General features: G+C 46.0%; 25 protein-coding genes and 1 pseudogene. 10 read left to right on the top strand and 16 right to left on the bottom strand.

The genetic code is table 11. The features are described from left to right. Positions 1-62: 62 nt before the first annotated feature. Positions 63-647: a TetR/AcrR family transcriptional regulator gene (locus tag BMY62_RS01145; protein WP_090655382.1), complete on the bottom strand. Its 585-nt coding sequence runs from the start codon at positions 645-647 to the stop codon at positions 63-65. 176 nt (positions 648-823) lie between these two features. Here BMY62_RS01145 and BMY62_RS01150 point away from each other — a divergent pair, with 176 nt between their 5' ends. Continuing rightward, positions 824-1,450, top strand: a complete 627-nt coding sequence (locus BMY62_RS01150; protein WP_090655385.1) for a cytochrome P460 family protein — start codon at positions 824-826, stop codon at positions 1,448-1,450. Positions 1,451-1,619: 169 nt separating this feature from the next. Here BMY62_RS01150 and BMY62_RS01155 read toward each other — a convergent pair whose 3' ends face one another. After that, positions 1,620-3,182, bottom strand: a complete 1,563-nt coding sequence (locus tag BMY62_RS01155) for an AAA family ATPase (RefSeq protein ID WP_090655387.1) — start codon at positions 3,180-3,182, stop codon at positions 1,620-1,622. 230 nt (positions 3,183-3,412) lie between these two features. On the opposite strand from BMY62_RS01155, the gene BMY62_RS01160 reads away from it, so the two are divergent. Genes BMY62_RS01160 through BMY62_RS01170 form a run of 3 tightly spaced genes read left to right on the top strand, consistent with a single transcriptional unit; the run spans position 3,413 to position 6,539 of the window. Then, positions 3,413-3,988 (top strand): LexA family protein, encoded by a 576-nt coding sequence (locus BMY62_RS01160; RefSeq protein ID WP_090655389.1) that lies wholly within the window; start codon positions 3,413-3,415, stop codon positions 3,986-3,988. Further along, the gene (locus BMY62_RS01165; RefSeq protein WP_218142910.1) at positions 3,952-5,262 is read left to right on the top strand and encodes a Y-family DNA polymerase; all 1,311 of its coding nucleotides are present in this window, start codon (positions 3,952-3,954) and stop codon (positions 5,260-5,262) included. The genes BMY62_RS01160 and BMY62_RS01165 overlap by 37 nt, the downstream gene beginning before the upstream one ends. A 41-nt stretch (positions 5,263-5,303) precedes the next feature. Then, complete coding sequence (locus BMY62_RS01170) at positions 5,304-6,539, top strand: dicarboxylate/amino acid:cation symporter (RefSeq protein WP_090655391.1); 1,236 nt, start codon at positions 5,304-5,306, stop codon at positions 6,537-6,539. Between the two features lie 77 nt (positions 6,540-6,616). Here the strand turns inward: BMY62_RS01170 and BMY62_RS01175 are convergent, their stop codons facing one another. The 4 genes and pseudogenes from BMY62_RS01175 to BMY62_RS01190 form a co-directional block, all read right to left on the bottom strand. Next, on the bottom strand, positions 6,617-7,768 hold the full coding sequence (locus BMY62_RS01175) for an HD-GYP domain-containing protein (protein ID WP_090655394.1): 1,152 nt from the start codon (positions 7,766-7,768) through the stop codon (positions 6,617-6,619). A gap of 85 nt (positions 7,769-7,853) precedes the next feature. Continuing rightward, positions 7,854-8,177 carry a flagellar hook-basal body complex protein FliE gene (gene fliE / locus BMY62_RS01180; RefSeq protein WP_090655397.1) on the bottom strand — a complete coding sequence of 108 codons (324 nt, stop codon included), beginning with the start codon at positions 8,175-8,177 and terminating at the stop codon, positions 7,854-7,856. A 125-nt stretch (positions 8,178-8,302) separates the two neighbouring features. After that, positions 8,303-8,446: pseudogene (locus BMY62_RS01185) on the bottom strand (helix-turn-helix domain-containing protein); the annotation flags it as partial. Then, complete coding sequence (locus tag BMY62_RS01190) at positions 8,430-9,104, bottom strand: histidine kinase dimerization/phospho-acceptor domain-containing protein (RefSeq protein WP_090655399.1); 675 nt, start codon at positions 9,102-9,104, stop codon at positions 8,430-8,432. The gene BMY62_RS01190 and the pseudogene BMY62_RS01185, both read right to left, overlap by 17 nt. Positions 9,105-9,421: 317 nt before the next feature. Between BMY62_RS01190 and fliF the strand changes: the two genes are divergently transcribed. The 6 genes from fliF to BMY62_RS01220 all read left to right on the top strand — a co-directional run bounded on the left by fliF (position 9,422) and on the right by BMY62_RS01220 (position 16,496). Further along, the gene (fliF, locus tag BMY62_RS01195) at positions 9,422-11,149 is read left to right on the top strand and encodes a flagellar basal-body MS-ring/collar protein FliF (RefSeq protein WP_090655402.1); all 1,728 of its coding nucleotides are present in this window, start codon (positions 9,422-9,424) and stop codon (positions 11,147-11,149) included. Continuing rightward, positions 11,142-12,137 (top strand): flagellar motor switch protein FliG, encoded by a 996-nt coding sequence (gene fliG, locus BMY62_RS01200; RefSeq protein ID WP_090655777.1) that lies wholly within the window; start codon positions 11,142-11,144, stop codon positions 12,135-12,137. Before fliF ends, fliG begins: the two co-directional genes overlap by 8 nt. Before the next feature lie 107 nt (positions 12,138-12,244). Next, positions 12,245-12,958: a flagellar assembly protein FliH gene (locus BMY62_RS01205; protein ID WP_090655405.1), complete on the top strand. Its 714-nt coding sequence runs from the start codon at positions 12,245-12,247 to the stop codon at positions 12,956-12,958. Next, entirely contained in the window at positions 12,939-14,375 is a 1,437-nt protein-coding gene (gene fliI / locus BMY62_RS01210) for a flagellar protein export ATPase FliI (RefSeq protein ID WP_090655780.1), read from the top strand. The genes BMY62_RS01205 and fliI overlap by 20 nt, the downstream gene beginning before the upstream one ends. Before the next feature lie 15 nt (positions 14,376-14,390). Beyond that, positions 14,391-14,846 (top strand): flagellar export protein FliJ, encoded by a 456-nt coding sequence (fliJ, locus tag BMY62_RS01215; RefSeq protein WP_090655408.1) that lies wholly within the window; start codon positions 14,391-14,393, stop codon positions 14,844-14,846. A 78-nt stretch (positions 14,847-14,924) separates the two neighbouring features. Further along, positions 14,925-16,496 carry a flagellar hook-length control protein FliK gene (locus BMY62_RS01220; protein ID WP_090655411.1) on the top strand — a complete coding sequence of 524 codons (1,572 nt, stop codon included), beginning with the start codon at positions 14,925-14,927 and terminating at the stop codon, positions 16,494-16,496. Between the two features lie 68 nt (positions 16,497-16,564). On the opposite strand, the gene bamB is transcribed toward BMY62_RS01220, so the two are convergent. From bamB to BMY62_RS01270, 10 genes are all read right to left on the bottom strand, one after another. Continuing rightward, on the bottom strand, positions 16,565-17,770 hold the full coding sequence (bamB, locus tag BMY62_RS01225; RefSeq protein ID WP_256207378.1) for an outer membrane protein assembly factor BamB: 1,206 nt from the start codon (positions 17,768-17,770) through the stop codon (positions 16,565-16,567). 26 nt (positions 17,771-17,796) lie between these two features. Beyond that, positions 17,797-18,435 (bottom strand): tetratricopeptide repeat protein, encoded by a 639-nt coding sequence (locus BMY62_RS01230; RefSeq protein WP_090655418.1) that lies wholly within the window; start codon positions 18,433-18,435, stop codon positions 17,797-17,799. Between the two features lie 92 nt (positions 18,436-18,527). Then, on the bottom strand, positions 18,528-19,793 hold the full coding sequence (gene hisS, locus BMY62_RS01235) for a histidine--tRNA ligase (protein WP_090655421.1): 1,266 nt from the start codon (positions 19,791-19,793) through the stop codon (positions 18,528-18,530). Continuing rightward, on the bottom strand, positions 19,793-21,031 hold the full coding sequence (gene ispG, locus BMY62_RS01240) for a flavodoxin-dependent (E)-4-hydroxy-3-methylbut-2-enyl-diphosphate synthase (RefSeq protein WP_090655783.1): 1,239 nt from the start codon (positions 21,029-21,031) through the stop codon (positions 19,793-19,795). Before ispG ends, hisS begins: the two co-directional genes overlap by 1 nt. Before the next feature lie 60 nt (positions 21,032-21,091). After that, a complete protein-coding gene (locus BMY62_RS01245; RefSeq protein WP_090655423.1) occupies positions 21,092-22,192 on the bottom strand; it encodes a helix-turn-helix domain-containing protein in 1,101 nt (366 codons plus the stop codon). A 1-nt stretch (position 22,193) separates the two neighbouring features. Next, the gene (pilW, locus tag BMY62_RS01250) at positions 22,194-23,006 is read right to left on the bottom strand and encodes a type IV pilus biogenesis/stability protein PilW (RefSeq protein ID WP_090655425.1); all 813 of its coding nucleotides are present in this window, start codon (positions 23,004-23,006) and stop codon (positions 22,194-22,196) included. A gap of 5 nt (positions 23,007-23,011) precedes the next feature. Further along, on the bottom strand, positions 23,012-24,148 hold the full coding sequence (gene rlmN / locus BMY62_RS01255; protein ID WP_090655428.1) for a dual-specificity RNA methyltransferase RlmN: 1,137 nt from the start codon (positions 24,146-24,148) through the stop codon (positions 23,012-23,014). A gap of 31 nt (positions 24,149-24,179) precedes the next feature. Beyond that, the gene (gene ndk / locus BMY62_RS01260; protein WP_090655431.1) at positions 24,180-24,605 is read right to left on the bottom strand and encodes a nucleoside-diphosphate kinase; all 426 of its coding nucleotides are present in this window, start codon (positions 24,603-24,605) and stop codon (positions 24,180-24,182) included. Positions 24,606-25,142: 537 nt separating this feature from the next. Beyond that, positions 25,143-26,042 (bottom strand): hydrolase 1, exosortase A system-associated, encoded by a 900-nt coding sequence (locus BMY62_RS01265; RefSeq protein ID WP_177170255.1) that lies wholly within the window; start codon positions 26,040-26,042, stop codon positions 25,143-25,145. After that, positions 26,023-26,856: a hydrolase 2, exosortase A system-associated gene (locus BMY62_RS01270; RefSeq protein ID WP_090655437.1), complete on the bottom strand. Its 834-nt coding sequence runs from the start codon at positions 26,854-26,856 to the stop codon at positions 26,023-26,025. The genes BMY62_RS01265 and BMY62_RS01270 overlap by 20 nt, the downstream gene beginning before the upstream one ends.

The following is a 26,856-nucleotide window of genomic DNA, read 5'->3' on the forward strand; positions in this document are numbered from 1 at the left end:
TTGCGCCATTGATCCTGTCTCTTCTTTTATGAGTGTTATACAGACAAATTGCCTGTTCGTATCTACAAATATTTTTTTATCATTTCATCAGCCATCGCTGTCATATTCACAGGACATTTCCCTTTGGCGACCTGGGCGATGGCGGACATGCCTTCCAGCAATACAAACAATTTGTAGGCCAGTTCCTCCGACTGTCTTGAGGTGATATCCCTGGTTAACATTGTCAGCATATCAATTTCCCATTGCTTAAACCGGATGCAGGAATCCTCGATAGCACGATCCTTGCCTGAAAATTCCCCCATGGCATTGACTGCCAGGCAACCATGGAAATTGATGTCCTCAAACCATTGTTCGGCATCTTCAAAAATATTCAGGATTTTTTGACGGCTGGATTTGTCCTGCTGTGCCAGTATTTGGTTGAAGTAATCTGCGTAAGCTGCTCTGTAGTAGTTCAGCACCGATACGATCAATTCATTTTTCGTCGGAAAGTATTTATATAACGTTCTTTTCGAAACACTCGCTGTCTGCATGATCAAATCAACGCCTGTTGCGTAAAAACCCCGTGTTTTAAACAGATGATACGCGGTCTCCACTATTTTTCTTTTTTTGGGCGACTCTATCTCCGCCGCATCCATTGCTTCACTCATGATGCTTTTTATACTGATAACTCATTAAAAAGCAATATTTTATAGAAAGTAAACAGAAAGGTGTTATTTATTCTTGACAGGATAAACAGATCGGTATACATTCTATCTGAAGTAAACAGAATTGTTTACTTTAATGCTTTTTTTAACATTATGTTTAGATTTTAAAGGAGACGATTATGTATCAATTCAGATTTAACCTTAAATTCCTTTTTCCCGCTGTTGTGCTGTCGATGGTGTTCGTATACGCCATCACGCCGGTAACCGCAAAAGACGCAACCCCGGCCGTTAAAAATTACGCCGTATTCAATGAAAACGGCAAACTGCAAAGACCAACGGGCTATCGCGAATGGATTTATATCGGCAGTCCCTTGACACCAAACGACATGAACGATGGCAAAGCAGCATTTCCTGAATTTCACAATGTTTATATTGATCCTATAAGCTGGACACACTGGAAAGTGTCTGGCAAATTTCCGGACGACACGATCATCGTCAAAGAACTCGTTAACGTGGGTAGCAAGGAAGCGGTCAGCGGCAACGGTTATTTTCAGGGAGAATTTATCGGATTGGAGGCCATGGTCAAGAACAAACAGCTTTTTCCTGAAGCACCCGGTCATTGGGGATTTTTCCGTTTCACCATCGAGGGCAGCCGGCAATTGCACAAGCGCGCGAGTGCGCAGGATCATGAAAATTGCGCCAGTTGCCATCAAAGTCACGCAGCTACCGATCTTGTCTTTACGCAATACTATCCGGTATTGCGCGCAGGAAAAGCGGCAGGCGATACCGGAACGGGTGGTATGTGACCGACTTTTCTGTTCTATTATCATGCAGATAAATAACAGACTCATAGGTTAACCGTTTAAACTGCCGCGAAACCAGGCTAACGATTCATCAGAAAACTGACGGACAAGTAACCAGATCTTTACTTACTGCTTGCCTGTTCGTCAGTTCTTTATGCTGTACTTATTCAAATCAATCGTGCAGATCGTCTGCCAGAACCGCTCTGTCATGCGCCCATGCGCGCAGCTTGCCAATCCGTTCCGCCATCACCACAGACAGCGGGCGCGTGCGTTCGAGCTCATGCAATATATCTGCAGAAGTCAGCGCACAATCACCATTGCGCGCTGCCGCTTCAAAAACGGCGGCAATCACCGCCTGCTCTATTTCAGCACCTGAAAAGCTGCTGGCATTTGCGGCCAGTTCAGCCAGGTCGAAAGTCGCCGGATCCAAGCCCCGTTTCTTTAAATGAATGGCAAAAATCTGCTCGCGTGCCGCAGTATTTGGAAAATCGACGAAAAATATTTCGTCAAAACGCCCTTTGCGAATGAGTTCGGGCGGGAGTGTCGAAATATCGTTCGCCGTTGCCACGAGGAATACCGGTTTTGCCGCATTACTGCGTTCGGACAGCCAGGTCAGAAATGTGCCCAGTATGCGGCGCGATACACCACCGTCCTGTTCGCCCCCGTTTCCACCCAACCCTTTTTCAAGTTCATCAATCCATAGCACGCACGGCGCCATACCCTCTGCAGCCGCCAGCGCGGCGCGCATATTGCGCTCGCTTTCACCATAAAATTTGTTATATACCGCGCCGAAATCCAGGCGCATTAACGGTATGTTCCATTCGCCAGCAATCGCACGCGCGGCAAGGCTTTTGCCGCCACCCATGACGCCGAGTAATAATATTCCCTTGGGCCGGTCAAGCGCTGCGGTTCTGGAGTCCAGAAACGGTTTCTGGCGCAGCGTCACCCAGTGCTTCATACGTGCCAATCCGCCGATGGCGTCAAACTTGAATGATGATTCCTCGAAACCCAGCACACCCTCTCCTCCCAATGCCCTGTGTTTGATAGCAAGAATGCGGCGAATATCCTCCTGATTAATCTCGCCATCCGCGCGCAGCGCCTGGCGCACCAGACGGCGCACATCCTCAAACTCAAGCCCGAGTAGATGCATGATCAGCAAGTCAACCGTACGACGGTCACCGCGTACTTTGTCACCGTTTTGTGTGTGATACAGTTTCGCTTCGTTGAATACAATCGACCGGATATCGTCACGTGTCGGCAATTTCGGTTTGAAATGTCCGGCCAGCCGCAGCAATTCCGAAGGTACATCTTCCAGCGTCGGGCTGACAAACACCAGTGTACGCGCACATTTTGCATGATCCATGGCGATTTCGCGTATCAGGCGCACGGCTACGGCATCCTTGAATCCGGGATGCGCGTCGCACAAGACGTAAACACCATTCTGAGACGATTTATCGATATGCCTCAGACAGTCAATCAATTCATTTGTCTGATAAATGGCTTTGCTGTGATCGTCGTTTGAACTGGCTGCAAACTGGCCGAGACCTCCACCGGTTCCGACAACCCGGCCAAGTCCGTCAACGATGCTCCATCGCATCATTAATTGATTCTCCAGATTGGATGCCTGTGTCAGCAGTTTTAAAATGCGCGGCTCTTCATGTGTCTCAATCAGGATCAGCGGCACTCTGGCACGCAGCAAGGCTGAGAGTTCGTTGATTTCTGCGGGTTCGTTCATCGTTATTTCATCGTAAAGTCAGTCATACTCATGCAACGACCCTGACCGGCAAAATCTTGAACGATTATGCAATCAGGCAGATTTTTAATGAAACTATCATCAGCCCGGTGCAAACTTTTGTACTGCTTGCTGCTCACTGGATTAACAATATCGGATCAATAAAAATTTTTGACTGCAACAGATATTTCATTTAATCTTGATTTTTGTGTCATTAATCAAAATCGGCTATCATGAAACAGTCAAACTGGGGTGGGCAACGCGCCGGCGCGGGCAGAAAACGTTCTGCGGAGCCGACAGTCACCGTTCGCGTGCCTGTCAGCAGCAAAGAAACTGTTCTGCAATGGGTACGGCAACACAAAATGTCTGCTGCATATATTCCTGCATGGATGGACATTGTCCGGCTCGAACAGCAGGCCGTACCGCGGTCATTTCCGCGCATGAGTCATTCGGTGCGCGCTGGTTTTCCCTCACCGGCAGATGATTACGTGGAAAAACGTATCGACCTGAACGAAGAATTGATTCAACACCGCGAGGCTACTTTTTTTCTGCGTGTCAGAGGGCATTCGATGATTAATGCCGGCATTGACGACGGCGACGAACTGATTGTCGACCGTGCCATTGCTCCCGAGCATAATCGTATTGTCGTCGCTGCGGTCGATGGCGAATTAACCGTCAAGCGTTTTTACCGGCGCAACGGTATTATTAAACTGATTGCGGAAAACCCGCAATATCCGGACATCGAATTCAAAAGCGAGCAGGAAATGATGATATGGGGCGTGGTCACCCGGGTGATCAAATCCGTTTAGCCATGTTTGCGCTGATCGACGGCAATAATTTCTATGTGTCCTGCGAACGCGTATTCAATCCGCGCCTGATGGGAAGGCCCGTTGTTGTATTATCCAATAATGACGGCTGCGCGGTCGCACGTTCCGAGGAGGCCAAGGCACTGGGTATCAAAATGGGCGTACCCTGGTTTCAGGTACAGTCGCTGGCGCGGAAGCATGGTGTTATTGCGCTATCGTCAAACTACACGCTATATGCCGATATGAGCAACCGCATGATGTCTCTCCTTGGACAATTTGCACCACAGGAAATCTATTCCATAGACGAATGTTTTCTGTATTTTGACGGCTTTCAAATGGATCTGACTGTCTATGGTCAAACAATTCGCCAGCGCATTAAACACTGGCTTGGCTTACCGGTCTGTATTGGCATCGGCCCGACCAAGACCCTGGCAAAACTTGCCAACCATATCGCAAAAAAACAACCGTACTGGAAGGGCGTCTGCAATCTGGGCACTTTGCCCGAAACAGCACTCAACAACCTGCTGGCCGGCATTGAAGTCGGCGAAGTCTGGGGAATTGGCCGCCGCCTGCGGGAAAAGCTGCACCACCTGAATATTCGTACCGCCCTGGCGCTCAAATGTGCAGATACTGATTTGATCGGCCGCATGTTTTCAATAACGGCAAAACGTACTGTCACGGAATTACGAGGCATGCCTGCATTACGGCTTGATGAAGTCGCACCAGCCAGGCAGCAAATTCTATGCAGTCGATCCTTCGGCATGCCTGTCACGCTATACAGCGAGCTTCAGGAGGCCGTAACCAGTTACATCACCAGGGCGGCGGAAAAACTGCGGTGCCAGTCTTTGCTGGCACATGCCGTCCATGTGTATATTCATACAAATCCACACCGGAAAAGGGATGCGCAATACCGGCAGGGCATTACGGTCACATTAACGGAGCCCAGCTGTGATACGATCAAACTGACACGTGCAGGACTATGGGGACTGGCACGCATTTACCGGACGGGCTATCGTTATAACAAGGCCGGGATAATGCTGATGGAACTGGTCCCTGCGGATGCTCTTCGGCAAACCGCATTGTTTGCCCATGGCACAACCATGGCAGATAAAGCGCGAACACTCATGACAACACTTGACCTTGTCAATCGGCGCATGGGAAAAGATACGCTCGCGCTGGCGGGTGCGGGCACCGTCAAAAACTGGCATATGAAACGAAACCATAAGTCACCCTGTTATACGACCGAATGGAAAGAGCTGGCAGAAGCACACTGTTGATAAGCAGTTATCCGCTTAAAACCTGAAGTGGCAAAACAATAATGAAAAAAATATCACTGAATACGCAAATCATACTGGGCAGCCTGGCGGGTATATTACTGGGTCTGTGGTTCGCCGGGCTGGGGCAGGAATCAAACATCACACAAGGCGGTCTGTATATTGCAGGACTGATCGGCACGTTATTTATTGATTTGCTGAGAATGGTACTGATTCCGCTGGTTTTCACATCGATAATTGTGGGTGTCGCCAATTTGCGCGCTCACCGGCAGATGAACCGGGTATGGCAGGGAACGCTCGGATTCTTTGTCCTGACCATGGGGCTTGCACTGCTGCTGGGACTTACCGCTGCTAACTGGCTGCAACCTGGTGGCGGACTGCAACTGGCCATGTTCCAGGATTCCCTGCAGAATTTTCAGGCGACACAAATGTCGTTAGCCGAATTTTTTGCACATTTTCTGCATTCATTGTTTCAAAACCCCATCGCGGCACTTGCACAAGGCAATGTACTGGCTGTCGTGGTCTTTGCCCTGCTTCTCGGCATCGCACTGGTTATCGGTGGTGAACGATACCGTAATATTCTGGTACTCATGCAGGAATTTCTGGAACTGATACTCATGCTGGTTGGCTGGATCATGCGACTTGCACCGTTTGGAATCATGGCATTACTGCTGCAACTGGTTGCCACACAGGACACTGGCCTGCTGAATACACTGATTAAGTTCGTCGCCATCGTCATGGGAACGACGATACTGCATGGCCTGGTGGTGCTGCCGCTGATACTTTATCTGACTACCGGCATGACACCGATCAAATTCTGGCGGGGCGCACGTGAAGCATTGATTACCGCCCTTGCCACCAGCTCCAGCGCAGCAACGTTACCTGTTACGCTGCGCTGTGCCGAACAACACCTGCACGTCAAACGGGATATCGCCGGGTTTGTTATTCCGCTGGGTACAACAATGAATATGGACGGCACTGCGTTATATGAAGCTGTTGCTGCACTGTTCATCGCAAATCTGGTTGGTGTGGAACTGAGTTTGATGCAGCAGCTGATTGTATTCGTCACTGCCATGCTTGCCGCAATGGGCGCGCCGGGCATTCCCAGTGCCGGTATGGTTACCATGGTCGTCGTCTTGCAGGCTGTCGGGTTGCCAGCTGAAGCGATTGCCATTTTGCTGCCGGTAGACCGTTTACTGGATACGGTGCGCACCATGGTAAATGTCGAGGGCGATATGGTCGGAAGTCTGGTTGTACAAAAATGGACACACCGTGAGTAAACATGGACTAATTCTGATTCACCTGATCGGCTTCACTTGATACAGGCCATATGATAAGCCAAATATAATAAGCTGGATCAAACAGCTTCCTCATCACGAAAGCGTTGCTGGATCTCCAGTATTTTGTCCGGATTTCTTAACAGCGCATCAACACAATCACGATCCAGTTTGGTGTTAGACAATTCCCTTAGCAGTGCAAAAGCTTTTTCATTACTCCAGGGCACTTTATAGGCACGGCGGGAGGTCAGTGCGTCAAATACATCAGCAACAGCACTGATGCGCGCCTCAATTGGAATTTCGTTGCCCTTGAGTCCTTTGGGATAACCGCTTCCATCCACAGCTTCATGGTGATACTCAGCGATATTGCGCATAATGTTGACATAATTTAGCGCATACAAGCTGAAGTCTTCAAGAATGGCGTCGATAATTTCCCGCCCTTTTCCGGGATGAGTTTTCATAATATCGAATTCTTCATCATTCAGCTTTCCAGGTTTACGCAAGATACTATCCGGAATACCGATTTTGCCGACATCATGGAGCGGCGAGAACAGGAAAATATGCTCAATTTGTTCATCGCTGATGTTATAGTCCGCGGCCAGTTCACGCGCAATCAAACGTGCATAATGGGCCGTTCGGTCAATATGCTTGCCCGTTTCGATATCCCGATAATGCGTCATACTGCGCGTTGCCTGCACGGCAGCCACAAGCGTTCGAATGGCTGCCAGTTCATTAATAACCATCAGGGCGATCAAATGACCATAAATATCGATCTGGCGTAACACCGCAGATGTAAAAGGATGCGACTCAAAAGAATTGAAAAAGAGAAAACCAACAAAAGCACCGCTCTGATACAGCGGCATGGTGTAACTGGCTTTATATCCTTTGGCGGCAATACGCTTGGTATGCACGTTTGTACCTTGGGCAAAAATATCCAGATCCTGAACCAGCCGTGGTCGGCGCTGTTCAATAATTTCCCTCAGTGAAGGCGCGGCATCAAGCGGCGCTTCATAAGTAACAACAGGATTATCATCACCTTCGGTACTATGTGCATAGGTTTTAAGTATATCCGTCTGCTCATCATATAGCGCTATTGCCAGACGGTTGATAAAAGGGCAATCCTGGAGAATGATCTGGTGTATAAAACTGAGCTTGTCGGATAAGGGAAGGTCCTCATGTAATCGGGCAAGCGTATCCTGGTGTGTAAATAAATCTTCTTTTGGCTGCGACATCAGAACTTCCTGTAGGAAACAGAATGGGCGGCATACCTGAATAATTGATTGATAGAAAAGGAGTCTAAAGCTAGGGCGAACAAGCTCAAACCTGCATGTTCATAATTTCCTGGTAGGCCGTTACAAGCTTGTTACGAACCTGAACCATAGACTGGAATGAAACATTGGCTTTTTGTAATGAAACCATTACTTCATGCAGATCTGCATTGGATTCGCCACTGACAAAATCCCTGCTCAATTGCCCCGCTTTTTGCTGCACATCGTTGACCTTGTCAACCGCAGCTTTTAATGTCTGACCAAAGTCAACTTCCGTTGCTGCACTATTGTCAACTGGCTTTTTTACACCCGAGGTAAGTGCTGAAGCCGCATTTAATTGCTCAAGTATATTATCAATTCCAGATCTATCCATCTTTTAAACCCTGTCATCAGAATTCCCGGAGTCAGCAGTCAGAAAACATTAAAGTATTCAGCCTGCCGGATTTGAATCATACAACAAAATGTAAAACTGTTTTGTATAAACAGCGGTTTGATTTCTTAGAAACCATTCGCCCGGTACTGCTGTAACTTATATCGCAGTGTCCGTTCAGATATGCCCAGTCTTTGAACAGCCAGTTTACGAGAACCATTGACCGCTGCAAGTGTGTCCATAATATGTTTGCGTTCAAGCGCTTTTATATTTAGCAGCAAATCTTTGCCGCTCCTCCGATGTCAATGCTTCATTACCCAAATGAGCGGCATATAACAGAGCTGTTGAAAGCGGCGTACGCAGCTGATGGACCAGATTTGAAGCCATCTCTCCCATTGTGGCCAGGCGTTGATTGCGTCTGACCTGTTCCTGTAAGGCATATGCATCGGTTATATCATGGATCAACAGAATGCGTCTGCCAACAGAGTCCTCAGGACTGCTTTCGATACAAATACGGCGCTGTGAAGAATCAGCCGCATTGTGGGTAACAAGCCATTCATTGGCAATGATGGTAGGCAGTAACCGTTCATGGACGATTTTATGCCAGGACAAGCCCTCTAAAGGACCGCCCAGCAGTAATAAAGCAGCAGGATTCACCTGGTCTATACAATCATCAGGATCCAGCGCAATCACGCCACCGGGTAATGCATTCAGCAATAAAGACAGTTTTCGGGACAGAGCGTCTTTTGCTGCCGATTGCCGATGTAATTCCCCATTGGCCAGTGACAATTCATATGTCAGACGTTCTACCTGTAATTGCAAACCCTGATATACGTCTGATAACTGTTCAGACGCCGTATTAAACGCGGCAAATGCCAGTTTCAGCTGTTCCCGATCCGCAACTGTTCGAGATGATTTGGTCGATCTCATTTTTTTGTTTGGTTGGTATCTATATTCAAGAATTTAATAACAATTATTGATATTGAAGCGCAGCATAGCATTAAGGGTGTGCACTGTGATGGTTGAAATAAGGCAAGCAAATTTACTTTATTTGATCATTCAATCTGGTTGAGAATTTCTGATAATACATTTGCCAGATTGGTATGCGTTTTGTCCATCATTGAAAGAAATCGGACCAACCATTGGGAAATCTAAAAGCCTTACATATTAAATGAGCCAGTCAAATCATTAGTAGTGCTTAAAACGAAGTCCAAAACAACGAACTGAAAACAGGCAGGAGTAAACTTGTGGCCACAGTACCGAACGAAGTCAATGCAACCAAGATACCGCAATCGCAATCAGGTATAACTTCTGTATTAGACAAATTCAATCAACTACCCAGTCAGAAAAAGCTGGGGTTCATGCTAGCAGCAGCAGCCAGCGTCGCAATCCTCGCAGGTGCATGGATGTGGAGCCAGTCACCTGATTATCGGGTGCTTTATTCAAATATCTCTGATCAGGATGGCGCCGACATTATCAGTGCGCTGCAACAGGGAAATGTTTCGTATAAATTCTCACATAATGGTGGCGCAATTCTGGTTCCTGCGGATCAGGTACACGAAGCACGCATCCGCCTGGCAGGTCAGGGATTGCCAAAAGGCGGTCTGGTTGGTTTCGAATTGATGGAAAACCAAAAATTTGGTATCAGCCAGTTTCTTGAGCAGGTCAATTATCAACGAGCTCTGGAAGGCGAACTGTCCCGATCCGTTCAATCTCTCTCAGCAGTGCAAAGTGCACGCATCCATTTGGCTATTTCAAAACCATCAGTATTTGCAAGAGAGAGGCAGAAGCCAAGTGTTTCAGTATTGCTGAACTTGCATCCGGGAAGAATGCTCAGTGAAGAACAGGTCAGTGCCATAGTCCACCTTGTCTCCAGCAGCATACCCAATCTGCCCGTAAAAAACGTCACTGTTGTTGATCAAAACGGAAATTTGCTTAGCGGCCAGGAACACTCTAAAAACGAATCAAAATTTGATGCCAAACAGCTGGAGTACATACACGAGCTGGAAAAAAGCTATACACGACGCATCGAGGCTATCCTGTCACCGATCACCGGCACAGCGAACGTGCGCGCCCAGGTTACTGCAGATCTCGATTTTTCCAGAATCGAACGCGCTGAAGAGATCTACCGGCCCAACAATCCCGACACTGAAAAAGCATCGGTACGCAGCAAACAGACCATGGAATCCGTTTCAACCGGTAACAAGATAGACGGAGGTATTCCAGGCGCGCTCACCAATCGCCCGCCAGAACCGGCAGCAGCTCCAATTGAAATAAACGGTGATGAAAATGTCGAGGACAAAAAACCTGATCCGTTACCCACTGATCAGCGCAAGGAATCAACTATCAATTATGAGGTGGATAAAACCGTTCAGCACACGCATCTGCCTACCGGTAATATTAAGCGGTTGTCAGCGGCCGTCGTTGTCAACTATCGCAAACTAATCGATGAAGAAGGAAACATCAAGCACGCACCGCTATCCACCGAAGAAATTCAGGAAATTACCAGACTGGTAAGAGATGCGATGGGTTTTAATGAAGAACGTGGCGATACGTTAACGGTAACCAATAATTTATTTACCGATTCCGATCATGCGTTACAGGGCGCAGTATGGAATGATCCTGAAATCATTTCACTGGCCCAGGAAATCGGAAAACAACTATTAATTGCCGCTATAGTTCTATTCTTTTTACTTAAGATTCTTCGGCCTTTCCTCAAATCACTGACGCACGATCCAGAACAGGAAAATAAAAAAATCAGCGAGTTGCCAAACAATACTGCAGCCAGTCCATCAGGAAAGCCGGTACAACTTGCAGAGGATGGAACGCCGATGCTGAAAAAAGATACGCTTTCAGAAGAATCTGCCAGAAAAGAACTATTCGACAAAAATCTTAAGAAAGCCAAACAGCTGGCGATTGACGAGCCGGCGATTGTCGCCAATGTTGTAAAAGAATGGGTCAATGGCAATGGATGAATCAGGTTTAAAAAAGAGCGCGATATTGCTGATGTCGCTTGGAGAAAACGAGGCAGCTTCGGTCTTCAAATTTTTATCTCCCAAAGAAGTACAAAAACTCGGTAGCGCCATGTCCAGCTTGAATAATATTACTCAAAACGAGATTGAGAGCGTAATTGAAGAATTTAATAGACAAGCCAATGGCAAGACTGCATTAGGTCAGGGTGCAAGTGATTACATTCGCAAGGTACTGACAAATGCCTTGGGTGACGAAAAAGCAGCCAATCTTATCGATCGGATTTTGCATGGCGGGGACACCAGCGGCATTGAAGGGTTGAAGTGGATGGATGCGCCTTCCGTCGTAGAGCTTATCAAAAATGAGCATCCACAGATTATCGCGACAATTCTTGTTCATCTTGAGCGCGATCATGCCAGCGAGATACTCAGTCTTTTTTCAGAACGACTGCGCAATGATACATTGCTGCGGATTGCAACACTGGACAGTATTCAACCCGATGCGTTGCGGGAACTCAACGATGTGCTGACAAAATTACTGTCTGGCAGTAACAACATTAGGAAAGCACCCATGGGTGGTGTCCGTGCCGCTGCTGAGATACTTAACTTCGTTCCAACAGTACAGGAATCCAGTGTAATCGATAATATCAGGCAATATGATGAGGAATTGGCGCAGCAGATTATGGATGAAATGTTCGTGTTCGATAATCTTGTAGATATTGATGATCAGGGCATTCAACTGCTGCTCAGAGAGGTTCAGTCGAATTCTCTGGTCGTTGCCCTGAAAGGTGCGCAAGAAGAAATTCGCAATAAGATTTTCAAAAACATGTCCAAACGGGCAGTAGAATCACTGAAGGAAGATATAGAAAGCAAAGGCCCCGTCCGCGTATCCGAAGTTGAAGCGGAACAGAAAGAAATACTCAAGGTGTTGCGCCAACTGGCCGAGAGCGGTCAGATTGCTTTGGGTGGCAAAGGTGATGATAGTTATGTTTAACATACGGCGCAACACAATATACCCACTGTCAAAAGCCTTACGTGGAAATATTTTTTTGTTAAAGATGATCAAGGTCATCATCAAAAATTCAACTCAGAACCTTACAGATGACTATCACTACGGTAATTCCTAAAGCGAAGCTGACATCCTGCGAACGCTGGAAGCTGAATTCCTTTGACACGCCCAAAACAGAAATACCCGCAGACCACGCGCAATCTGATGATTCAGCCCGCAATACAGCAGCGGCTGTCAATACAAACGAATTAGAAATTATAGTTCAAACCGCAAAAGAAGATGGCCTCAAAAAAGGCTATGATGAAGGATATAAAAATGGTATTGAAGAAGGCCGTAATAAGGGTTATCTGGAAGGAAAACAGCAAGGCGAGTCGGAAGTCAAGGCTGAGCTTAGTCAAATCAATTCAGTATTCAGCAACCTGAATCAGCAGATCCAGTCTATTGAGCAACATATTGCACAAGATATGCTAACGCTTGCGATCAGTCTTGCCAAAAAAATGATTACACAGGCACTTACAATACATCCTGAACTGATCCTGCCGGTTGTTCAGGAAGCTGCCCGCCAGCTTTCCGGTTCCGAACATGACTTACAGATTTTTGTTCATCCCGACGATGCTGAAATCATTCGCCGGTACCAGAACGAACAGTCGGCGCAGGTTCACTGGAAAATTCATGAGGATACACAACAGGAACGAGGCGGTTGCCGTCTAGCGGCAGGCGGAAGTGAAATTGATGCCAGTATGGGAACGCGGTGGCACCGCGTGCTGGCAGCTATAGGTCAAAATGATGACTGGATCGATAAATAATCTTCAAATGCACAACCATCATGAAAACTGGCGTAACTATCTGGATAATTGCAACCAGCTCATCTCGGCATCAGAGCCGGTTGTAACAAATGGTACTGTTACACGCGTTACCGGTCTGGTTATGGAAGCGGCCGGACTTAAACTGCCTATCGGCAGCAGTTGCACTATTTTTTTGTCCAATGGAAACAATGTATCTGCAGAAGTTGTCGGCTTTTCGAATGAACGCCTTTATTTAATGCCTACCAGTGAAATTTTTGGACTGGCGCCCGGCGCAAAAGTGATGCCGGCGGAAATGCCCGTGGAAACACCAAAAATTGGAATGAAGCAGCATCCACGAAGACGTGCCTCAGATCAGGCAAAGCATGTTAGGGTCGGCGAAGGATTGCTTGGACGCGTGCTGAATGGACTCGGCGAACCGCTTGATCACTTGGGGTTAATAGCAGCAGGAAAAAGCGTTCCTCTTTACAGCAGGCCATATAATCCGTTGGAGCGAGCGCCGGTTTCTCATCCACTGGACGTGGGTGTGCGTGCGATTAATACCTTGTTGACTGTTGGTCGGGGGCAGCGCATGGGTCTTTTTGCCGGCAGCGGTGTTGGCAAAAGCGTACTTTTGGGGATGATGGCGCGCTACACCGCTGCTGACGTCATCGTTGTCGGTTTGATCGGGGAACGTGGACGAGAGGTGAAGGAATTCATTGAGAATATACTGGGAAACGAGGGATTATCGCGCTCAGTCGTGATTGCGGCGCCTGCTGATACATCGCCACTGATACGACTTCAGGGTGCGGCCTATGCTACTGCAATCGCGGAATTTTTCCGTGATGAAGGTAAACATGTATTGCTGATCATGGATTCACTGACACGCTATGCTATGGCACAAAGAGAAATTTCACTGGCCATCGGAGAACCACCGGCTACAAAAGGATATCCGCCATCAGTATTTGCACGATTGCCGCAACTTGTCGAACGTGCCGGTAATGGCAAACATGACAGCGGTTCCATTACCGCTTTTTACACTGTATTAACCGAAGGAGACGATCATAACGATCCAATTGCCGACAGCGCACGCGCCATTTTAGACGGACATATTGTGCTATCACGCCGAATAGCGGAATCCGGTCATTACCCGGCAATCGATATTGAGGCATCCATCAGTCGTGTCATGGCCAGCATTGTATCGCCGGAACATATCGAAGCAGCAAGAAAATTCAAAAGCATGTATTCGCATTACCAGCGTAACCATGACTTGATCAGTGTCGGTGCCTATGTATCAGGCTCCGATCCATTGTTGGATCGCGCAATTAAAATTTATCCGGCGCTTAGCCATTTTCTCCAGCAAGGCATGACGCAACAGGAAAATTATGGTAACAGCATTAACAATCTGTTTTCCCTGTTCAATCATCAGGACAGTCAATAACATATCGAATCAAACATGTCGAACCTGACGCCTTTAAAAAAACTACTCGAGCTCGCACAGAAACAAAGCGACGATTCGGCCAGACAATTGGGGAGATTGAATTTTCATCATAAGGAAGCTGAAAAAAAACTAAATCTGCTATTACAGTACCGACAAAGCTATCAGGATCGTCTACAGAATGCAGCTCGAAATGGCATCGGGCATGTTGAATGGCAGAATTTCGTAACGTTTATGAATAAACTTGACAATGCCATTTCTGAACAGAAGCTTGCAGTGAAGCACACAGAAGCCAACTGCCAGACCGGTAGCAATACTTATCAGTCCTGTCAACGCAAACTCAATGCTTATTCTGCGCTGGCCCAGCGTCACCAGGAATCAGAAAAAGCACAACAAAAAATCACAGAACAGAAGACTCTGGATGAATTTACCGCCAACCGTGTGGCTCGCGATAATAGGAATACCACCAAATAAAAACGAAAGATTATTCGCTACTGGCACAAACGTTGCTTTTATACATAAAAGACATTAATTATTTAAGCGAGAACAACTATGCTGAATTCACCCCTTCCCTTACCAATACAGATTCAAACAAAACAGCCCGTTATTCACAATACCAATTTAACGCATGCCGGTGAGTCAGGGAAAGCAGAAGGAACCTCATTTGATAAGGTTCTGGAGCGTGAAGTCGCACAAAAAAAACAAGCAACATCAACCGAAAGTAACACAACAAATACAAACAACAGCGATACGGAATCAAACGGCAGCATAAAAGACAAAACCACTACACCCAGTACAAATGATGCTTCCAATACCGAGAAAAACTCAACTGAATCTTCTTCAGTTAAAACAGGTTCAAATAACGAGCACAAATCAGGGCAAAAGGACGAAGAAGTTGAAACCGGACCAATTTCAGATAATTCCGGCATTGTTCACGCGCAGTTACCTCAACGAGTTCCTGTGCCTGCATTCTCCACTGATCAACCCGATATACATGCAAATAACACCAGGTTAAAACAGACATCTGGCATAACTTCAGTGCACTTGACGGTTCAATCGGAAACACAACAGCAAATTATGCAAAGCGATTTACCACATCAAAACCCATGGCAATCTTCACATGCGGACAGTTTTGCCGGTATTGACTCCACTGATCAACCCGATATACATGCAAATAACACCAGGTTAAAACAGACATCTGGCATAACTTCAGTGCACTTGACGGTTCAATCGGAAACACAACAGCAAATTATACAAAGCGATTTACCAGATCAAAACCCATGGCAATCTTCATATGCGGACAGTTTTGCCGGTATTGACAAAAGTCTGCCACTATTAAACAGTCATACTCATGGTTTAATTGGTGGCAACAATTTAAATAAAACAGTTAACCTGACAAACACAGCTAAGAACGATAGCTTCCCGCAATTCTTTACTGCGGACGTTAAACAAAATCTGATCGAAAATAAAGAGCTGTGGCAGTTATTGCATGCGGCAAATTTTGCCGATAACGAAAAAACCACGGAATTTTCCCTAGATACCGGTAAAGATTTTTTAGCACGGTTTAATGAATTCGGCGCAATGATACAAACAGATTCCGATACATTATTTCAGCCCGGATTAAACAATTCGTCACAAATATTTTCTCAAACTGCTTCACAAGCAACAGTTTCGCAGCATGTCGAACTTGACGTTCAAATCGGACAGCCCAAGTGGAATGGAGAATTTGCTCAAAAAATCGTTTGGCTTGCTAATCAGCAAAACCAGTTTGCCGAACTCCGCCTGAATCCAGCTCATCTCGGTCCTGTTGAAATTATGTTAAGCCTAACAAACGACAATGGAACCCAGGCATCGGCCCAATTTGTATCACCACATTTGGCAGTTCGCGAGGCAATAGAGGCGGCTTTGCCAAGATTACGTGAATTAATGGCCGAAAGCGGCATTCAGCTTGGTGATGTAATGGTCGGTGCCGAGTCGTTTCAGCAGCAGGAAAAAAGCGAACAGCATGCACGCCATGCGAACGATAACGCAGGCTTGATTAACGCACAAAATTTTTCTGACACAATTCCGGAAGAAGTGACTTCGTCAGGCAAACACAGCGGAATTGTCAATACATTTGCCTAGCATGACAATCGACAATGAGATTATAGATCACAAATATACTTTCTATTTAAAAAAGAAACAGAATAATCTTAAAACTGTGTACTAAAGGCAAAAACGCCACCTTCTGCACTCTGCACTACAAAACCTTCAGGAATACGCTGAGGGCGTGACAAAATGGCGCTGCCGTCCGTTGCTGCTCGCGCCAGAACAACGCCATCATAATTTCTTAGAATATTTACATAGCCTTTATCATCGCCGATGACGACATACTGACTTGTAACCAGCGGAGCGGTTAGATTCTTGCTTCCCAGTTTGACTTGCTTCCACATACCAGCACCGCTTCTTTTATCGTAAGCAGCCAATACACCTTTTTCCTCGGAAACATAAACATAATCACTGTCCATCGCCAGCCCCTCACTGCTGGATGATTCACGTGCCCAAATCTGTGTTCCATCAATAATTTGAAAGCAAGCCACTCGTCCCTGATAGGCAACGGCGCAAATCAAGCGATCATCAATTGCGGGTGAACTGGTGATATCAGTCATTCGTTCCAGCTCGGTCACACCTCGGGGCTGGGATACTACAGCTTCCCACCCCACATTTCCAGTAAAGAGGCTCATCCCCACCAATTTCCCACCAGCGAATCCGGCAAAAACCGCACCTTGTGTAATCGCCACACCTGCAGAACTACGGACTGTCAGGGCCGGTGTTGCGCCTTGAAAAAACCATTTGCGTTTACCATCCAGGGCATCAAGCCCGTAAACCCGTCCATCGGTTGTGCGCACAACAACCATATTCTCTTTAATCTGGGGAGGACTCAGTATTTCACTACTAACCTGTGACTTCCACAATGTATGACCAGACTCATTGAAGGCAAAAACTTCACCTTTTGACGATCCGACCAACACCATTCCTTCACCAGCTCCAACACCGGCTGAAAATGGGTTTTTAGTTTTGATCTCCCAAACTTTTTCACCTGTCAGCGGATCCAGCCTTGTCAACTGACCATCCTCGTCTGCCACATAAACTGCATCATTTTCAAAAGCCACAAGAAAGCTGGCCATATCGCTGTCACCAATACGGGTTTTCCATAACAAGGGAATTTCATCAAGCGCATTTAATGCTTCGAGTTCCGCTTCGTCAATAATCTCCTTTTCTTCGCCTTCAAATAATTCAGCAATCTGATATCCCAGCGAATCAAACATGCGGGGATCAAACGGCAATGGCAGATTACTGCAACCGCCCAGAAGGAGCGTCAGTGCTAGCCCCCATACTGATATACTTCGTTCTGGCACGTCGGTTCTCAATGATATAACAATATTTATTCTGACTCACCGAGGGCATCCAGTTTCATCTGGACGATATTGAAATAATTGTTGTTTTTGTTCAGCTTGTCGATAGCGGCTTGATAAGATAGACGCGCTTCTTCTTTATTTCCCGATGCCAACAAAACGTCGCCTTTCAAATCGGCATATAAACCTGAAAAAGAATCAAGATGTTCAGAGTTCAAGTGACGTAAAGCTTCATTGTAATTATTTTCATCCAGCAAAATGCCTGACAGCCTCAATCGCGCCAGGTCTCTTATCTCCGGTTCTTCGGCATGGTCGAGTATCCACTGTAGTTGTTGTTTGGCGCTTTGCAAGTCACCGGCATCCACACTGGCTTTTGCAGCTATCAACGCTGCACGAGGCGCGTACCCGCTGGATGGGTAACCTTCGGTTAATAAATATGCAGCATCATTGATTTTCTCTGAATCTCCAGTTTCCTGCACCTGCTTTAGTAATGCATACAGGTCTGCCGCCTGCTGTGCCTGGAGCTGCTGGTAGTATTTCCAAACCTGAGTAGCACCAATGGTTGCAACCATTGTCGCCAAAACTATAGTAATAATAGTTCCGTATTTGATCCACCAAGCTTTTATGCCCTCAATTTTTTCTTCTTCTTCTCGATTATATGTCGCCATCGTATTACCTCGAATATTCCCTGCTCTCAACAAAATTGAAACTAAATTTATACTGAATACATTTTTAGTGTCTTGGCTGTAACATCGTCTTATCAGTTTTTCGCTTTTATCAAATCACTGAGTGTATTCAAGTCAATTCTGACTTGATCAGCTACTTCACGTAACGGCTTTAACGTGACAACCTGCATCACAGCCTCGTCATCACCGATGATGACTGCAAAACGAGCTCCACTGGCATCTGCTTTTTTCATTTGTGACTTAAAGCTGCCACCACCGCAATGCAGGATAACCTGACAGCCTGATTCGCGCAGCAATTCCGCAGTTTTCCATGCAAAACTCGTGGCTTGCTCACCCTGATGTACAATATAGACATCAGGAACTGAGCGTGCGATTTCTTTGCCACATTCGTGCATCAACGCCATTAGCCGCTCCACGCCCATGGCAAATCCACATGCCGGTGCCGGTCTGCCCCCTATTTGTGCTATCAATCCGTCATAGCGCCCGCCAGCACACACTGTACCCTGTGCTCCGAGCTTATCTGTAATCCACTCAAAGACAGTACGATTGTAATAATCCAACCCTCTGACTAAGCGCAGATTAATTTCAAACTGAACACCCTGCTCGCGCAGCAACTGCTGTAATGTTTCAAAGTGAATACGCGAAGATTCATCCAAATCATCAATTAACCTGGGTGCCTGCTCAATAACTGGCTGCATCTCTGGATTCTTGCTGTCCAGTATTCTCAATGGATTTGCATGCAGACGTCTATTGGCATCCTCATCCAGGTGTTTGACGTGCTGCTCAAAATATTTAATTAACCGCGCCCGGTGTATCGCCCTGGATTCTGCACTGCCCAGCGTACCAATCTCCAAACGCAGACCTGTGATACCAAGCATTTGCCATAAACGCGTGCACATGACAATTAATTCTGCATCTATATCAGGACCAGAAAAACCCAGCGCTTCAACACCAACCTGATTAAACTGACGATAACGCCCTTTTTGTGGTCGCTCGTGTCGAAACATCGGACCGGAATATGCAAGGCGTTGCGGACCACCGTATAACAGATTATGTTCGATAGCAGCGCGTACACATGAAGCAGTACCTTCAGGACGCAATGCCAGTCTGTCGTTATTGAGGTGATCGACAAAACTGTACATCTCTTTTTCAACAATATCTGTCACTTCACCGATAGAACGAACAAATAAATCTGTATGTTCCACAACAGGCGTTCTAATATTGCTATAGCCATATAATGCAAGCCAATTGTGCACTGTCTGCTCAAAAAAATGCCATAAATGAGCTTCTTCGGGAAGAATATCATTCATCCCGCGCACTGCTTTTACAACTTTAGCCATTATCCTGCTTTTCTGGGATATTTTTCCCGAACATAGTTCTCGACGATCTGACGAAACTCTGCTGCAATATTATCACCCTTTAAAGTGATTGTTTTTTCACCATCTACATAGACTGGCGCCACCGGACTTTCACCAGAGCCCGGCAAGCTGATACCAATATTGGCATGCTTGCTCTCTCCGGGACCATTTACCACACATCCCATAACAGCAAGTGACATGTTTTCAACACCTTCATACTGATCACGCCAGACAATCATTTCGTCGCGCACATAACTCTGAATATTTTCAGCCAATTCCTGAAAATACGTGCTGGTCGTGCGCCCGCACCCAGGGCATGCAGCAACCAGTGGAACGAACGCACGCAACCCCATTGTCTGCAGTATCTCTTGCGCAACAATTACCTCGCGTGAACGGGAACCGCCCGGATCGGGTGTTAATGAAATGCGAATTGTATCGCCAATACCCTCCTGCAAAAGTACAGCAAGCGCAGCAGTCGACGCAACAATCCCCTTGGAACCCATTCCTGCCTCCGTCAAACCGAGGTGTAGTGCATAATCACACCGGGCAGCGAGTTCGCGATAAACCGAGATCAAATCCTGTACACCACTGACCTTGCACGATAAAACAATTTTGCTACGAGGCAAACCAATCTCTTCCGCTTTTGCTGCACTCTCAAGCGCGGAGGTAATTAACGCCTCACGCATCACATATGCCGAATCTTTCGGATCGCTTGAGCGGGCATTTTCGTCCATGATACGTGTCAGCATTTCCTGGTCGAGGCTACCCCAGTTCACGCCGATGCGAACAGGTTTATCATATCGACAGGCTGTTTCGATTAAAGTAGCAAATTGTTCGTCACGCTTTTTACCTTTACCAACGTTTCCAGGATTAATTCGAAATTTTGCCAGAGATTGCGCACATTCCGGATAAGTAGTCAACAACTTGTGCCCGTTAAAATGAAAATCACCGACTAGAGGAACATGGCAACCCATATCATCCAGTCGCTGCCGTATACCGGGAACTGCTTTTGCCGCTTCGGCTGTATTCACTGTGATACGCACCAGTTCAGAACCGGCGCGTGCGAGTTGCGATACCTGTTCAGCTGTGGCAATTTCATCGGCGGTATCGGTATTGGTCATCGATTGTACGACGACCGGTGCACCACCACCGATTTGAACAGTTCCAATGTTGACACCAACGCTGGAGCGACGTTGTAAAGTGAAACGATCTGGAGACATCATAGGTGTTTTTTCATTATGGAAGAATTTCAGAAACAGCGCTAACCAAATATAAAATGTCTATTCAAATATTAGCTGGGCACTGCCGTTTTGCGTATTGGTATATGGTTTTATATCAATGAGCCGGTCATTATAGGTAACTTCAACCGCCGATGCATCGCTGATGATAATCGACAAGGGTTTTTTGCCGCTAATCCTCTGTTGGGTACCGCTGGTATTATCTTGTTCAAATATAATATCATCGTTACCATCGGTAACTTTTACATGCGCATCGGCTGAAAAATTCAAAGTAAGGGTACCAAATGTATTCATTGTTGAAACACTACCCATACCAGATACAGAGTCCTTATTGAATTTGGCAATATCAACCTTCTTGGTATCTGATGATTTAAGTGAAGATAACGGCAACTGCAATTCCACAGATGCCTGGCCATTCTGGTTTTGAATCGCCATATCGGAACTCTGGACTGCCTGGCGCCAGAACGGAAATTTTTCAAATAAGAAAAAACCGGTCGCTGCCAGAAACACTAAAATAACAATGATCGGAACTGTACTGCCTATCCCTTTGCCATTCCTTGAAGACGGTTTCATCTCCTGGACCTTGAAAGGCGTATGCTCAATGTGCGAAACAGTCGTCGTGGGACCGGGCAGCAATTGTACAATAGCGGCAGAATCAAGCTGCATCAAATTGGCATAATTACGAACAAAACCACGAACAAATGTTCGTCCTGGCAGTTCATCGAAATTTTCTTTCTCGATTGCTTCTACCTGCTGGACAGAAATTCTGAGCTGACGTGATACTTCCTCAACACTCATATTTCTTGATACCCGCGCATTTTGGAGCATATGACCTATACCATGAACAATACTTGCGGAATCCAATACCCGATGATCGGATGTGTCTGAGTGAATCTCCGATTTTAGAAAACGGCTGATTTCCGGCCCCTGTTCTACGGTTGATGTATTTGCCAATACATCTCCTGTTAAACCGGGTGTGCTATCAGGCTTTGATGACTGCTCCAATTTATCATGAACATGCTGATCAGTTTCAGCGTCATCGTCACTCTGAGTTCGCGCATTATTCTGGAGATTCTCCATTAAAGCATCATTCAAATGACCGGACTCATTATGTTGCTGTTTTTTGTCGTTACTATCATCCATTTCAAAGGCCACCCTCTCTCAAAGCTCTGGTTTCACTGGAGTTTGGGAAGTTTTTTTGTAACTGAAATAGATAGCTGTTTGCAGCGCGGGTATTTCCAGCTCTCCGTTCTATTTGAACCCCCAGCCACAGACTTCTAGCAGTTGGTTGGTATTTTTGCATGAAATCTGATAATTTTGATTGAGCCACCGCATTTTTTCCCGAATTAAAATCCATTTCGATCAGACCAACCAAAGCCGGGCGATAATTTGGCTGTAACGACAAAGATTCATTAAAGTATAAAGATGCTTCGGAAAAATTATTACGTTTCAGCTCGCAAATACCGGCATTGGCATAAGCAACATGGCGCGTCTCATACAGTGGGTCTCGTAGCGCGGTCATGAAATGATTTATTGCTCTGTCAATCTGATCCGGAAAACGCTCACATAAGAACCAGCCATAATTATTGTGCAACTCGGAATTCTTAGGATCGATTTTCAATGCACGATTAAAATTGGACTGCGCCTTATCGTCTTCACCTAAAGCCATATTAATTAACCCAAGCACGCTAAAAGCAGGTGCATAATTTGGATTTGACTCAAGGGCTGCATCAATTTCCTCCATAGCTACTTTATATTGTCCCCGATAATAATACTCTGCAGCCAGTTCGGTATGTATACGCGCACTTTTCTCTAGGCGCGCCGCGGTTTGTTCCGGTGTCAACCGTCCTTCTACAGGTTCATGGACACATCCACTCAGAAAAATGTTCAGTACCACAACGAATACTGACAGCTTTGTATTACTTACAAGCTTGATTTTCCGCAGGATTGCGTTCATAAAATTCAATTGACCTCCACGTTTGCTCTGGTAGTTCGACGGGTTTTGTCATACACGCGTCCCGCCAACTGGCCACATGCAGCAGCAATATCATCACCACGTGTTTTACGAACCGTTGTCACCAAACCAGCCTGCATTAGCATATCACGAAATATACGAATCGATTCGGACGAAGAACGTTTAAATTCGGTATTTGGAAAAGCGTTAAATGGAATCAAATTAAATTTGCAAGGTACATCCTTGACAAGCTTGATTAACTCGCGTGCATGCGATGCGCTATCGTTGATACCGTCAAGCATCACGTATTCAAATGTAATAAAATCTCGTGGCGCGTCCTGCAGATAACGCTGACATGCCGCCAGCAGATCCCTGATGGGATACTTCTGGTTTATCGGCACCAGACGATCACGCAGTGTGTCATTTGGCGCATGCAAAGACACAGCCAGGGCCACCGGACATCTTTGTCGCAACCGGTCCATCGCGGGGATAATTCCTGAAGTACTGACCGTTACGCGCCGTCGCGACAATCCGTACGCATGATCATCGATCATGATATTTAGCGCAGTCACGACATTCTCAAAATTGGCAAGTGGTTCACCCATTCCCATCATGACAATATTGGTAACTTTTCGGACTGATTGCTCGATTTGTACAAGAGAAATCCCAGACCGTGTCTTTAACACTGGTTGACTGTCAGCAACTTCCATCAGCAGCTTGTTGGCCAGCCAAAGTTGTCCAATAATTTCAGCAACCGATAGATTACGGTTAAAACCCTGTTTACCCGTCGCGCAAAATGCACAGGCCAAGGCGCAGCCAACCTGACTGGAAACACACAGCGTACCGCGATTTTCTTCGGGAATGAAAACACTTTCTATGCCGTTTTCGGCACCAACAGATAACAGCCACTTACGCGTTCCATCTGCAGCAGTATGATCACGGAGCACCTGAGGTACTGTAATGACAGAGGACTCTGAAAGCTTGGTTCTAAGGCTCTTTGCCAGATCACTCATCTGATTAAAATCCGGCTGATTCGATTGGTGAATCCACTTCAGTAACTGTCTGGCACGAAACGGCTTCTCATCCATTTCCGCGAGGAAATGGATGAGACCTTCTCTGTCGTAGTCAAGTAAATTTACTGTCACAGTTTGATTGAATGCAACAAAAAGACTGTAATCAACGGGAATAAATCGCTAATGCAGGGAAGAAACTGGCAATTTCAACAGCAGCCGTTTCAGGCCCATCCGAACCATGCACAGCGTTGGCATCAATACTGTCGGCGAAATCAGCACGTATGGTTCCTTTTTCCGCCTTTTGTGGATCAGTTGCGCCCATAAGTTCCCTATTTTTACGAATCGCATCATCTCCTTCAAGCACTTGTACCATAACTGGACCGGATATCATAAAGTCGACCAGATCCTTAAAGAAAGGACGTTCGCGGTGTACGGCATAAAACTGCTCGGCCTCGGCTCTGGAAAGCTGTGTCATACGTGCGGCAATTATTTTTAATCCATTTGATTCAAAGCGTGAATAAATCTGGCCAATTACATTTTTAGCAACTGCATCAGGCTTAATAATGGAAAAAGTTCTTTCAATTGCCATCAAATACTCCAATAATATGTTTTAAATAAGCGCATATTTTACCAAAAAAGACACAGGATCTGAAAAAACCAATATTTTTATTTTGTTTGATAGTCAGAATGCGTCAGATTAAACAAACGGATGTTTGAAACTGTTTCGAAAGCATCAGTAATCAACTTCAAAACAGCCTGCATATCCTTCCCGACACGATAGCAACTCTCGTATTCCACATTCTGTTCAACAGTTTTAGCACTACCCAGGTATGCCACACCATTGCAAAGAAATCACCGCTTGATCCATACTTGAAATTTTATTGCGGTAAAAACACTGCTGTTGGCAGACAAATGATAAGAGTCAGGTAAAAATTCGTTGCCGCAACCTGCTTTGTAAAGCATATCGACAAAGGAATGCACGCACTCCAGGAACAACATGACGGTTCCCACCGAAATCATTCATGCGCCGCTATGTTATTATGAGCAATCATTTCGTCATTGACAGAAACAATCGGAGAAACTGCTCATATCAGCGACAGCCCAATCAAAATGTGATGATGTATTTTTATTGCTTTGAATCTTGTTGAAACGATTTAACGTGTTTTAACCAGTTAATCGTATAGTCAAACAACTCATGACGCCACTCCGGCCTTGAAAATGTATGATCCGCCTCGAGAATATTCTTCAACGTCACACGCTTGCAAGCAACCAATTCCTGCCAGATCGAGGAGGCTTTGACGTAATCATTAAATTCCCTTGCAATATAGTCCTGTCCACTCGTTAAAATGAACATCTCACCTGTAAACTGCTGACAGCTTTTCGCCAGACGTTCTGGTAAAGGTAATGTCTCAAATGCATCATTGTCAACAGAATCGATATTTCTTTTCGAACTCGACAGCGTCGATTTAATCATGTCTATGCATGAACGCAACGAAGCTGTTAATGAAAAATCACCGGATATAACCTTCGTCCAGAACGATTTCTCAAACAGACGATGCCAGTAATAATACCTGATCATGGTCTTGGCTAAGCCCGCTTCGGTCCGAATCCAAGGGTTTACCATAAAAATACCTAGAATACGTGGATCTGAATAACTATAAAACGCACTGGCGGTTGCGGATTCGCACTCCCCCCATAAAACAATTTTCTCGATTTCAGGTACATGGCTGAGCAAAGTATTCACCGCACTTTGTATATCAGCACCCATATCGATAAAACCACGCAATTCACCAGCACTATCGCCCGTACCACGATGATCAAAACGAATAGATGCAATGGCATGACTGGCAAGCAATCTGGAAAGTGTCACAAACTGCCTGTGTGCACCTACACGGTACTGCGGTCCGCCAGCAACCACGATCACCACGCCAACTTTGCCTGCACTCTCCGGTTTATTGATAATGCCGACCAGCGGATCGTTTTCACACGGAAAAACAACGGGAATTTCAGTATGGATGGGTGACATAGCGTACTGTGGCTTCAACGAGTTCTGGTACAAGCGTGCGCTCATGCGCAAGCCAGAACGGTGGTCCAATAATCTCCTGATGATCGACTCGTATGTCATGTTGCCGCAACTTCTCAATCATCATCATATCGCCTTTTGGTGTTTTCCTGTCTGAACTGGCAATCACGGTAAACCAGCCGACAGGTACTGCAAGTGAATTGATAAATGAATCAAATTTTGCAGCTTTTATACCTTTAAAAAGATCAGGTCCAACATCGTATCCTGATACATTAATATGCCGACCGTTGTTGATCAGGTTCTCCAGTTCCTGGATTGTTTCCTGTTGCTCTCCACGTTGCATGGATGCAGCAATTCTGATGCGCAGAAATTGTGTTAAAGCGGCCTGGCCGTTTATAACCGGCTGCCAGAAAATCAAACGCTGCAAGCACTCGGTTGTACCAGCGGCCTGCATGGCTTGTAGTGCACCTAGCCTCACTCCCAGAATAGATACTTTCTGATAACCCAACGTTCCGGCATATGATATTGCTGTCTGTAAATCCTGACAGCTTTGATTCCAACTTGAATCTTTATAATCACCTTCACTGTCGCCTGTACCGTAAGCATCCACCGACAAAAAACCGAAATCAAACTGCGATATCTGCTGGGCGAACATTGTACTCATATAGCGGCAGCGATTCATTTCTTCTGCAAAAGATGCTGCTACAACTATGCACTCCGATTTATCAGTGATATTGGGTGGTGCATAGTGTAAAGCAAATAACTTCCCTGCTCCACCACGAATATAATCAGCCTCGACTTTGAATTGCGAACGCAT

This window comes from Nitrosomonas marina, from assembly GCF_900111605.1.
GTDB lineage: Bacteria > Pseudomonadota > Gammaproteobacteria > Burkholderiales > Nitrosomonadaceae > Nitrosomonas > Nitrosomonas marina_A.

Bases quoted from the DNA above. Each gene is read 5' to 3' on its own strand.
- BMY62_RS01145 (WP_090655382.1), bottom strand. From the start codon at position 647: ATGAGTGAAGCAATGGATGCGGCGGAGATAGAGTCGCCCAAAAAAAGA.
- BMY62_RS01150 (WP_090655385.1), top strand. From the start codon at position 824: ATGTATCAATTCAGATTTAACCTTAAATTCCTTTTTCCCGCTGTTGTG.
- BMY62_RS01155 (WP_090655387.1), bottom strand. From the start codon at position 3,182: ATGAACGAACCCGCAGAAATCAACGAACTCTCAGCCTTGCTGCGTGCC.
- BMY62_RS01160 (WP_090655389.1), top strand. From the start codon at position 3,413: ATGAAACAGTCAAACTGGGGTGGGCAACGCGCCGGCGCGGGCAGAAAA.
- BMY62_RS01165 (WP_218142910.1), top strand. From the start codon at position 3,952: ATGGGGCGTGGTCACCCGGGTGATCAAATCCGTTTAGCCATGTTTGCG.
- BMY62_RS01170 (WP_090655391.1), top strand. From the start codon at position 5,304: ATGAAAAAAATATCACTGAATACGCAAATCATACTGGGCAGCCTGGCG.
- BMY62_RS01175 (WP_090655394.1), bottom strand. From the start codon at position 7,768: ATGTCGCAGCCAAAAGAAGATTTATTTACACACCAGGATACGCTTGCC.
- fliE (WP_090655397.1), bottom strand. From the start codon at position 8,177: ATGGATAGATCTGGAATTGATAATATACTTGAGCAATTAAATGCGGCT.
- BMY62_RS01190 (WP_090655399.1), bottom strand. From the start codon at position 9,104: ATGAGATCGACCAAATCATCTCGAACAGTTGCGGATCGGGAACAGCTG.
- fliG (WP_090655777.1), top strand. From the start codon at position 11,142: ATGGATGAATCAGGTTTAAAAAAGAGCGCGATATTGCTGATGTCGCTT.
- BMY62_RS01205 (WP_090655405.1), top strand. From the start codon at position 12,245: ATGACTATCACTACGGTAATTCCTAAAGCGAAGCTGACATCCTGCGAA.
- fliI (WP_090655780.1), top strand. From the start codon at position 12,939: ATGACTGGATCGATAAATAATCTTCAAATGCACAACCATCATGAAAAC.
- fliJ (WP_090655408.1), top strand. From the start codon at position 14,391: ATGTCGAACCTGACGCCTTTAAAAAAACTACTCGAGCTCGCACAGAAA.
- BMY62_RS01220 (WP_090655411.1), top strand. From the start codon at position 14,925: ATGCTGAATTCACCCCTTCCCTTACCAATACAGATTCAAACAAAACAG.
- BMY62_RS01230 (WP_090655418.1), bottom strand. From the start codon at position 18,435: ATGGCGACATATAATCGAGAAGAAGAAGAAAAAATTGAGGGCATAAAA.
- hisS (WP_090655421.1), bottom strand. From the start codon at position 19,793: ATGGCTAAAGTTGTAAAAGCAGTGCGCGGGATGAATGATATTCTTCCC.
- ispG (WP_090655783.1), bottom strand. From the start codon at position 21,031: ATGTCTCCAGATCGTTTCACTTTACAACGTCGCTCCAGCGTTGGTGTC.
- BMY62_RS01245 (WP_090655423.1), bottom strand. From the start codon at position 22,192: ATGGATGATAGTAACGACAAAAAACAGCAACATAATGAGTCCGGTCAT.
- pilW (WP_090655425.1), bottom strand. From the start codon at position 23,006: ATGAACGCAATCCTGCGGAAAATCAAGCTTGTAAGTAATACAAAGCTG.
- ndk (WP_090655431.1), bottom strand. From the start codon at position 24,605: ATGGCAATTGAAAGAACTTTTTCCATTATTAAGCCTGATGCAGTTGCT.
- BMY62_RS01265 (WP_177170255.1), bottom strand. From the start codon at position 26,042: ATGTCACCCATCCATACTGAAATTCCCGTTGTTTTTCCGTGTGAAAAC.
- BMY62_RS01270 (WP_090655437.1), bottom strand. From the start codon at position 26,856: ATGCGTTCGCAATTCAAAGTCGAGGCTGATTATATTCGTGGTGGAGCA.